Annotated in this window: 7 protein-coding genes and 1 pseudogene; 1 reads left to right on the top strand and 7 read right to left on the bottom strand. The window is 43.3% G+C overall.

Features of this window, described 5'->3' with window-relative positions; translation table 11 throughout:
* The 4 genes from F6K51_RS19110 to F6K51_RS19095 form a co-directional block, all read right to left on the bottom strand.
* Nucleotides 1-1,217 (bottom strand): tetratricopeptide repeat protein (locus F6K51_RS19110; RefSeq protein WP_293022946.1); only part of this gene is annotated, 1,217 nt, incomplete at its 3' end.
* Between the two features lie 15 nt (nt 1,218-1,232).
* A complete protein-coding gene (locus F6K51_RS19105) occupies nt 1,233-3,752 on the bottom strand; it encodes an NACHT domain-containing protein (protein WP_293022943.1) in 2,520 nt (839 codons plus the stop codon).
* Nucleotides 3,746-3,892, bottom strand: coding sequence for a hypothetical protein (locus F6K51_RS19100; RefSeq protein WP_293022941.1), 147 nt, complete (start codon nt 3,890-3,892; stop codon nt 3,746-3,748). Before F6K51_RS19100 ends, F6K51_RS19105 begins: the two co-directional genes overlap by 7 nt.
* A 182-nt stretch (nt 3,893-4,074) precedes the next feature.
* The gene (locus tag F6K51_RS19095) at nt 4,075-5,382 is read right to left on the bottom strand and encodes a P-loop NTPase fold protein (protein WP_293022939.1); all 1,308 of its coding nucleotides are present in this window, start codon (nt 5,380-5,382) and stop codon (nt 4,075-4,077) included.
* Nucleotides 5,383-5,661: 279 nt separating this feature from the next.
* Here F6K51_RS19095 and F6K51_RS19090 point away from each other — a divergent pair, with 279 nt between their 5' ends.
* The gene (locus F6K51_RS19090) at nt 5,662-6,612 is read left to right on the top strand and encodes an Rpn family recombination-promoting nuclease/putative transposase (RefSeq protein ID WP_293022936.1); all 951 of its coding nucleotides are present in this window, start codon (nt 5,662-5,664) and stop codon (nt 6,610-6,612) included.
* A 40-nt stretch (nt 6,613-6,652) separates the two neighbouring features.
* Here the strand turns inward: F6K51_RS19090 and F6K51_RS19085 are convergent, their stop codons facing one another.
* The 3 genes and pseudogenes from F6K51_RS19085 to F6K51_RS19075 form a co-directional block, all read right to left on the bottom strand.
* Complete coding sequence (locus tag F6K51_RS19085; RefSeq protein ID WP_293022933.1) at nt 6,653-6,988, bottom strand: transposase; 336 nt, start codon at nt 6,986-6,988, stop codon at nt 6,653-6,655.
* 79 nt (nt 6,989-7,067) lie between these two features.
* Nucleotides 7,068-8,336: pseudogene (locus F6K51_RS19080) on the bottom strand (RNA-guided endonuclease TnpB family protein).
* Between the two features lie 342 nt (nt 8,337-8,678).
* Nucleotides 8,679-9,056: a hypothetical protein gene (locus F6K51_RS19075; protein ID WP_293022930.1), complete on the bottom strand. Its 378-nt coding sequence runs from the start codon at nt 9,054-9,056 to the stop codon at nt 8,679-8,681.
* Nucleotides 9,057-9,727: the final 671 nt, after the last annotated feature.

The raw sequence follows: 9,727 nt of genomic DNA, 5'->3' as shown, positions 1-9,727 counted from the left end.
GCAATATTTGGTTGGTCATCAAGCTGTTGACGTATCTGTTTGTTTTTGAGTTGACAATCCACCGCTTCTTGATATTTACCCCAGTTTCGATAACAATCAGCTAGCCAAGACCACAAATTGGCGACATTTTGTTGTAAATCCAACTGCTGATAAAGGTCACGGCTTTGTTGGTAGTATGCGATCACATCTTCATACTTACCCCAATCTTGATAGATTCTACCGAGCTGACAGTAGGCTAATGCTATATATGATTGGTGATCAAGCTGCTGACGGATGGCTAAGGTTTTGAGTTGACAATCCACCGCTTGCTGATATCTGCCCCAGTCTCGATAACAAGCAGCAAGCCTTGACCACTGATTGGCGACATTCTTTTGTTTATCCAACTGCTGATAAAGGTCACGGCTTTGTTGGTAGTATGGTATCGCATCTTCATACTTACCCCAATCTTGATAGATTCTACCTAGCTTCCAGTAGGCTAATGCTATTTCTGACTGGTCATCAAGCTGTTGACGGATGGCTAAGGTGTTGAGTTGACAATCCACTGCTTTTTGATATTTACCCCAGTCTCGATAACAATCAGCTAGCCAAGACCACAAATCTGCTATATTCTTTGGCTTACCCAAATGCTGATTGATTTCACGGCTTTGTTGGTAGTATGCGATCGCTTGATCATACTTACCCCAATCTTGATAGATTCTACCGAGCTGATAGTAGGTTAATGCTATCCTCAGTTGGTGATCAAGCTGCTTACAGATGGCTAAATCTTTGAGTTTAAAATCGACAGCTTCCTGGTATCTGCCCGATTCTCGATAATAAGAAGCCAGGCGATACCACAAATCGGCGACATTCTTCTGTTTATCCAAGTACTGATAAAATTCACGGCTTTGTTGGTAGGATGCGATGGCTTTCTCATATTCCGGCTTTTTCCGGTAACAGGTAGCTATTGCCCAAGCAATGTAACCCTTGATTGGACTATCTGGGTTTTGATTAATTTTCTCTAACATCCCAATAGCCTGATCATAGTTATTCGGGCGGAGGTAAGACAGTGCTGTCACAAATTCTATGGTTTGTTGAATTACCTGATATCGAATGGGATCTTGTCTGATTGGTTCCAAAGCTGGGGTCATCTTTTCCCCTAGTTCTGCCACCAAATCTATCAGATTAACAAATAGCGTAGGACCTGGCTGGTTAACTAGTTGTTCAACAAACTCATTCACAGCACTAACTAAGGTTTATCGTGTTTGACCACAAGCTACGTATAAACTCGCTAACTGAGTCTTTACCCATCTCTTTTGACTTAGCTTTATAGTATTCGTTAAATTATTAGCCGCTTCTTTGAGACACTTAATTACTTCATCCTTCTGATTAAACCTTTCAATATCCCGTAACCTGTTCAACAATCCCTTAATCGTTTCAGTGTTAGAGTATTCATCTAAACTCAAGTAAGTCCAGACCAACTGCTGAATAACCCTGGCTCGAATCTTGCTGTTGACATCAACATCAGCTAAAACCTGACCGGCAAACAGTAAATCCTGCAATACCGATGGCGACTCCTGATATGAAACCGTTGAATCTTCCCCTAAGACTGGCCAAACTAAAACCACATCCTTTGATGATGTTTTTCTAAGCTTAATTTCGCCATGGTCAATCCTAGGCTGATAGTCATCTAAGGGTTTAAACAACTTTGGAACTAACTTATTAATCCGTCTGGGATTCTCACTCCCCAAATACCCTAAGGCTAACAAAATTGGTTCATCCCAACGGGCTTCATATCGATGCTGATTAATAATATCGAGAATCTCACTAACATCATTATCTGCAATATACCGAGCAGCAAAATACTCCTCAAAGGTCAGATGCATAAACCCATAACTACCAGGGGCACGTTCCACAAACAAACCGGTTGTTTCTCTGACCCTCAGCAAAAAATCATTAATTTGCCACTGCACGCTCTGGGAATCCGGCTCTTCATCATTCAACTCCCCATGGATTTCGGCTAGTTTTTCCCTAACTTCTGGTTCACTGACTAATCCCGAGGGTTTGTGTTCATGCATCCAGTAAGCCAAGGGAGCCAACAGTGCCATCACCTGACTTTCTTTGAGCACTACGGTCTCAACACCAGGCAATTTTTTGCTCAATTGCCAATCTTCGGTCAAGGTCTGGACCGCTAATTCATAGAGTTTGACCCGTTGATTGGGCAAGCGAGAGCCATTGCGGTGAATCAATGCCAAAATCGTTAACAATAAGGGATTGCCGGTCATACGCTTGACTCCCTCACTGGCTGCGATCGCCTCCTTAAGTTCCCGACTTTGATGATCCGCTTCCTGCTGCCAATAGTGCTGACTGGCATCTGGTCTTTGAGCTTTCTCTACCGCTAGACACCATCGGTCTAGAAACCGCTCCACCTGTTCCGGTTCCATCTCAGTAATGGTGAAATGGGAAAAGCGTTGGCTTAATTTAACCTCCCGATAGCCAGCAATCCGACTAGTAATCACAAACTTGTTATTGGGGAATTGATTAACAAACTCTTCAATTTGGTTAACTATCTGTTGGCGTATGTCCTGATTAAACACTTCATCTAAGCCATCCAACAGCACCAGACATTTACCATTATCGAGTTTGTCACGCAAATGCTCAAAAATGGTTGTATCAGTGTCTTGCTCAGGCTTATTTGTTACTTCACTTTGCCACTGCTGAGAGAATTCCCTAAGAAACTGTTGCAAGCTCAAGTCGGATTGGGTTGCTAAGCGTTCCGCATAATCAGCAATCCGAAAGAAGACCGGTAAGCGAGTTGGCCCTAAATTCTCTTTAGCCTCTCCTGCCAAGACCGTTTCCTGGTCGTCCCGTTGAGCGGTAGCAAAATGGAGCGCTAGGTATTTCAGAAGGGTAGTTTTGCCAGCACCAGGGTCTCCCAAAATCACGCTATACTGACTATCCTGTATGGCTTTCGCTAAATCAACCTTTTCCGGAATAGTTTTAGTACTGCTAGAGATATCGATATCCTGGGTTATCCTTTCCAACTGATCTACCCGAATCGAAGGGCTAGATAAATTAGCTTTAGATAAATGCCTAGGATCTGAAGTATCAACCACCAGCTTCTGACGTTCAGCCTTGAGGGAAATATAGACCTGATCCAGAAAAATATCGACTTGGCGCTGCACCTGCATCACGCCACTAAACTTGACATAAGAATTCTGGGCAATTAACCACTCCAGATAGGGATAAAATAACGGTGCCAGGGGTGGTGGATGGGTTTGAAATTCCACAATCTTCTCCCGCCAATCCCAGAAATCCGGAGCCCGGAGGCGAAACTCATCCAAAAATTGGGGTTTATTGAGCCAAAACATCAATACCATGTCTCGCTCAAACAGGGATTCTCTACCGACATTCAGTCGTTTTAGCTCATTGATGCGACGAGGTGTGTCCAACTGCTCAATCCCGAAGGCCATGATTAGAGGACGACTGGGAGCAGGAGTGTTGACAGAGGTCTCTTGATCGAGGGGATTGAGACCGTAGAGAAAATTAATTAAAGAATCCTGACTGTAGAAAAAGTTGCGAAGCTGAAACCCTTCCTCACTAGAAGCTTCTTGATTAACAACAGAGTTAAACTGCTCCACCACCGGATGGTTGGGACCACTTTCGGGAGCAATGGCAAAAATAATGGTGGTGCCACTAGATAGTGCGAGAGTGCTGACTAAGCTATCCAGCTCATTATGGTCAGCAGGTGTCAATGGGTCAGGGGCTGTTACCATGGGTGAGTATTGAGTGAGATAGTGCTGGGGAGAGGGAATCGGGAATCGGGAATCGGGAATCGGGAAGACAGAAGAGGAAATAGGGAATAGGGATGCATTGCATCAAGACAGGGAATCAACGTCAAAAAAACTCTACTCATAACTGCGAGAAACGTTATAGTTAACCATAAAAACAAATAAATACAGCGTTTTTCATAACTATCAGTTACACAGGTTTTTTGCCCTATTCCCTATTCCCCTCCTGGGAGGGGAATAGGGGTGGGTTCCGATTCCCGATTCCCGATTCCCGATTCCCGATTCCCGATTCCCGATTTCCTGTTCCTTAATTCTGACTCCCTTGCCACTGTTCCAAGTCTTCGATAATAATCGGATGCACATCAAACCAGGTATGGTCACCGTAATACCCTAAGACATACTTATTTTGTAAAAGTTCATCACAAATCACAACGTCCCCTTGCTTGGGCAAATGATGGGTATTGGTAGTTAAGCGACCAGTTTCGTGAACAGTAGCCAATTCTTTAAAATGATAGTCGTTGATAGTATAGGCTTTGCGTTCTTCTTGAATCGCCTCCTTAGCAATGGTTGTGTCTACATATTCCTTTTTTTTCTTCAGGGCGACCTGACAAGCCCCCCGCGCTAGTCGGATTAAATCCCGGAGCACACCACCACTCTTTTCAGATATTAGCTCTAGGGCATCGGGAGTGAATAGATCTGTTTCGTTAATTTTAGCTAATCGTTTGGTAATCACAGACTTCAAGATATCTCGACCAACTTTGTTAGGGGTTGAGGTCGGACCAGAATTGCGATCGCGTAGCGTGGCCGTAGGCCAATCGCATTCAAATACAGGCAAATTATACAAATCCAAAGGTTGGAAGCTTTCCATCGGTTGGCGAAAGCTAGGGGAATATCGTAAGGAAATTGGAATGGTGTAGATGATATGACACTCTAATTCTGTCAGGAGCGGGCTAGCAAACATTTCCAAAGCGGTTCTCAAATCATGGCGATCGAGACCATCTACAATGACTAATAATTTTTGCTTGCGGTCTTTCTCAGCAGCTTTGATAATATCGTTAACTCGATCAATGATGTCACTAACAGCAGGGCGAATGTTAATGGTTTTAGTCATATCCCGAGTTAATCCCCGTTTTAGAATTAACCCCAATTTTTTCAAAACCTCTGGTAATTCTAACTGTTCAGTATCTGTTTCTTTATCTTGATAAATTACTGTTGTTAGGCTATTTTCTAAATCATCCAGTAAGCGCTGATCCCGATTTGACCACCAGCCTGGTTTAATGGCTTGGCGACAAACCTCCATTCCAATCAACACCACCACCTCAGCATAACCAATGTTATAGCGGTCGAGAGCTGTTGCCGTATCAACCCAGATCACCGCATAATTTTCTGCTAGCTCCTGTTCAATTCGTCGCAATTCCGTTGTTTTTCCACTGCCCCGATGACCAGCTAATAAAAACTTAGCTGGCTGGTCTTCCATTACCAGAGTAGCGATTAAATTTTCTACTGGACTATCCTCTCGCTGGATATAAAAATCTTTCATTTCCTCTGGTGTGGTCAGGGGTTGCTCTGGGTTAAAGAGTTGGTAAGCTGGTTTCCAATAGTTGGGATTGCTCATGGTTAAGGGGAATAGGGAGTAGGGAGTAGGGAGTAGGGAGTAGGGAGTAGGGAATAGGGAACAGGGAACAGGGAACAGGGAATAAAATTTAGATTTAGATCATAACTATAATATTAAGCAGTCAGCGGTCAGCGGTCAGCGGTCAGCGGTCAGCGGTTAGTCGTCAGTTGTCAGTTGTCAGTTGTCAGCCTAATGCTTACAATAAAAATTGTGCGCATTAGCTGATAGCTGATAGCTTACGACTGACCGCTGATAGCTTACGATTCCCCTAGCACTATCATGGTCTATTATCTCAAAGATAAGTATATTATTTTACTTACGGCTTTTGGCTTTAAGCGTGTTTTTGGTACGGAAGAAAATAAAGCACTACTTATTGATTTTTTAAATACCCTTTTACCACCTCATCATGAAATTGAAGATGTCACCTTCAAAAATACAGACAAGGTAATTTTTGAAATCTACTGTCAAGCCAAAACTGGGGAAAGCTTTATTGTTCAACTTCAAAAAGCAAAACAAAACTTCTTTAAAGATAGAAGTGTTTACTATTCCACATTTCCAATCCAAGAACAAGCACAAAAAGGCGATTGGAATTATCAATTAAAGGCGGTTTATACTGTCGGGGTCTTAGATTTTGTTTTTGACGACCATAAACGTGATGAGACAATCCTACATACCGTAGAGCTAAAAAATCAGGATTGTCAGGTGTTTTATGACAAACTTAAATTCCTGTATATCGAGTTGCCCAAATTTACCAAAACCCTAGACCAGTTAGAGACGCATTTTGATAAATGGCTGTTTGTCTTGAAAAATATGTCAGAATTACAGAATCGCCCTCAACCTTTCCAAGAGTCGGTCTTCAATCAACTGTTTGAGGTGGCAGAAATTGCGAATTTTTCTCGCACTGAACAGGATAACTACCAAAACAGTCTCAAATATTACCGCGACATGAATAATATTGTCGAGACTTCTAGACAAGAAGGGTTGCTACAAGGTCGAGAAGAAGGTTTACAAGAAGGTAGAGAAGAAGGGCTCAAACAAGGTCGAGAAGAAGGAGCACAACGAGAACGAGCACTGATTCTCCGTCTGCTATCCCGTAGCTTAGGAGAAATACCGAGTGAACTGCAACAGCAAATTCTTCAACTATCACTGGACCAGTTGGAAGGGTTGAGTGAAGCCTGCTTAGATTTCTCGAATCTTGATGATTTAAGGGTTTGGTTGAATGAAACTTAAGAGTAATACAGCGGTTTTTAATTCGGTCAGGTACAAATTTCTAGGTTTTAGGGAGCAGGGACTTCGGAGCAGGGAATAGGGGATGAAAAGGGAGATTAGCTACCAGAAGTAAGCCAAGAATAAAATGCCCATCCTTGGGAAGGTAATTAGGAATCCTAACTTTTTCCTGGTAGCCTCCACTAGATTTAAGCTTGATCAAACCAAAGAAAGATTTAAAGGATATATCGACAATCTTTAGGGTTTGTTGAGCAATATCCGTCGGTAATAACTTGTAATTCTCATTCTCTTTCGAGTGATAATAGTTGCTCTCGTATCGTAGATGCTTTCGTTCCTGAAAAAAGTACTGACGGACATTATAGAGTCCCACATTGAACATATTTTTGCTCAAGTGACACATCTGCCTGAGAGCTTTGATCTGCTGCTTGTCTAAACGAAGATTAGTGAACTACCCCGGCCTACTTCGTTGAGGCCGGGGCTTCCAGTTTCACGGAAGAATGCCTCAACTTGGACGGGCGTCCACGTCTTGGTCTTACTTCTTCTCCACTGGCGTTGACCTCCCCCGTTCCAGAGGAGGATAGCATTCTGATACCTTCTGCTAAACATGTTCTTTGCTGCATTACCATCTCTGTCGTGGTGAGTGCCACAGCTTGGGCAAGTCCAAGTCCTTACGTCTAACGGCAACTCTTTGATTCGGTAATGACAATTAGAACAGGTTTTAGAACTGGGGAACCACCGATCTATCTCGACCAATACTTTTCCTTCTTTTTCGCATTTATAAGACAGGAAATTTACAAAAGTCCCCCAACTCAGATCAGATATTGCTTTAGCTAATTTATGGTTACGTTCGCGAAGCGTGCGCGTAGCGCACAGCATGCCCTTGACATTTAGATTTTCGACTACCACTACCTGGTTCTGATCTACGATTTTACTAGATAGCTTATGCAAGTAGTCTTGGCGGACATTTCCAATACGTTCATATACCTTTGCTACAATCTTTCTAGCTTTCCTACTTCCACTACTCCCTTTTTTCTTTCGGACAGTAATACGTTGTTTTTTGGCTAATTTCTTTTCGTATTTAGCCAAATGCTTAGGATTGCCAAATTTAGAGGTCTTTTCGCCGTCGTAGGTAATAGCAAAATCCTTGATGCCCAAGTCAATTCCGATCACTTTCCCGTCTGTCGATGGTTTCGGATCATCAGACTCGTATTCCATTAGGACGGAAGCATAGTATTTGCCAGAAGGGTCTTTGCTGACTGTTACAGTTTTGATTGTCCCATCTAGTGGTCGGTGAATTACTGCCTTGACAACTCCTAATTTTCCAGGAAACTTAAGGTAGTCACCCACTTGCTTGACCTTTTGGGGGTACTGAATTGATTGGCGGTGATGATATGACTTGAATCTAGGATATTTTGCCCTACCTTGGCCTATGGCCACGCTACGCGAACAAAAAAGTTCTGATATGCACGACTAAGGTTAAGACTCACAGATTGTAAGACCTGGGAGTAACATTCTTTTAGCCATTCAGTCTCTTTTTCTTTCTTGAGTTTCGGCAACATAGAATTAAGTGCAGATTGCTTTAGCCCTTTGCCAGTTTCTTTATAAGTCTCTATGCACTGATTCAGTGCATAATTCCACCACCAGCGAGCACATCCAAAATGCTGAGCTAATATTTGAACCTGCTCTTGTGTTGGATAGATTCTGACTTTGACGGCTTTATGTTTCACTGCACTTACCTTCGTTATCGACCTTAGTTAATATTATATATATTTTCCAGTAACGTGTCAAGTCACTGTTTCGCTATCCATCCCCACCCTGGAAGAGGGTGGGGAATTCCGCGAGTCTTGTTAACTTGAGTTAGCATCCAGTATTCCCGCTACTGAAACTAGTATTTTAGCGGAAATGTCTAAGACACGCAACAGATCCAATCTCCAATTCCCAAGGGGCTGTGTGCGGAACCTGCGTCCGCACTTTATACGCCCCGTCTCCCGCGCTTCATGCGCGGGTATAACGGGAGTCCCCTTGGAGTTGAAAGATGGTTAATTTGAATCCTCAAAAGTTGCAGTTAACTACCGATAGTCATGATAAAAAATCCCATCATGTCTGCGCCTGGGAGAATAGATTCTGACTCCCCTACGATTACGATAGTATATTTCATCGTCCCTGCGCTTGGGAGAATAGACTCGCCCGCGCCCACGCCTAGGAGAATAGACTCGCACCCGCCCACGCCTAGGAGAATAGATTCGCACCCGCCCACGCCCACGCCCACGCCTGGGATAATAGATGCGCCGATGCCTGCGGTGTGAACGATGCCTGTGTTTACGCCCGAATGAAGAGATGACAACGTCTAGGTTACTATCTCCAACAACGATGCGACTTTCAGCGTTAACTGGAGCTACAGGCACTAGAGCCATCAGTCCTGTGAGAAGCACAATTGAGAATTTCATCTTGCTAACGTCTTGTGGAAGAGCAATGCTATTTAAGCTAGCGATAGATTAGGTAAAAGCGTCAGCTATCAGCTAAAGGGGTTTAGTCAGGTTTGTGACACCTTTTTAGTCGGGTGTTTTTGTCGAACTAAAGATCCATGCTTGATAGCTGATAACTGATCGCTCAATACTTACACAGATAGACGAGATAAACGTAGCTTACCTTAATGAATGTTCCCATACCCCCCTCTCTGGTGGTATTTTTATGCGATCGCTCTTAGCGGAAGCTTCGCTTCATCGCGAAGCGGTTCCAAAGGAACATAAGCATTCAGCTATCAGTTATCAGCTATCAGCTAGCAGGCGCTTTAACTGAACGGGGTCGGATGAGTAAAACGAGCACAGATTTTCAACCAGTCGCACCAGCACCGTAAACTGTTTTCTTACCTCCCGTTGATTAGCTGACGGCTGACAGCTGATTGCTTAATGCTTACGATTACTGACCACTAGGGCGTGTTTTCAAAGTTTTCCGCAAGATTATGATCCCCCCCAGCCCCCCTTAAAAAAGGCAGGGCTGTTTCAAACTTTAGTAAGTTAACGATTATTGGAGATAGGGGGATAGGGGGATAGGGGGATAGGGAAATAAACTAAAATTTACCGAAAAATGCCCAAATTTAGTCATTAAAATCTTACGA

This window comes from Moorena sp. SIO3I8 (genome assembly GCF_010692325.1).
Classification (GTDB): domain Bacteria; phylum Cyanobacteriota; class Cyanobacteriia; order Cyanobacteriales; family Coleofasciculaceae; genus Moorena.
Note: the sequence above shows the minus strand (reverse complement) of the source record. Positions and strands in the feature narration are given on the sequence as shown.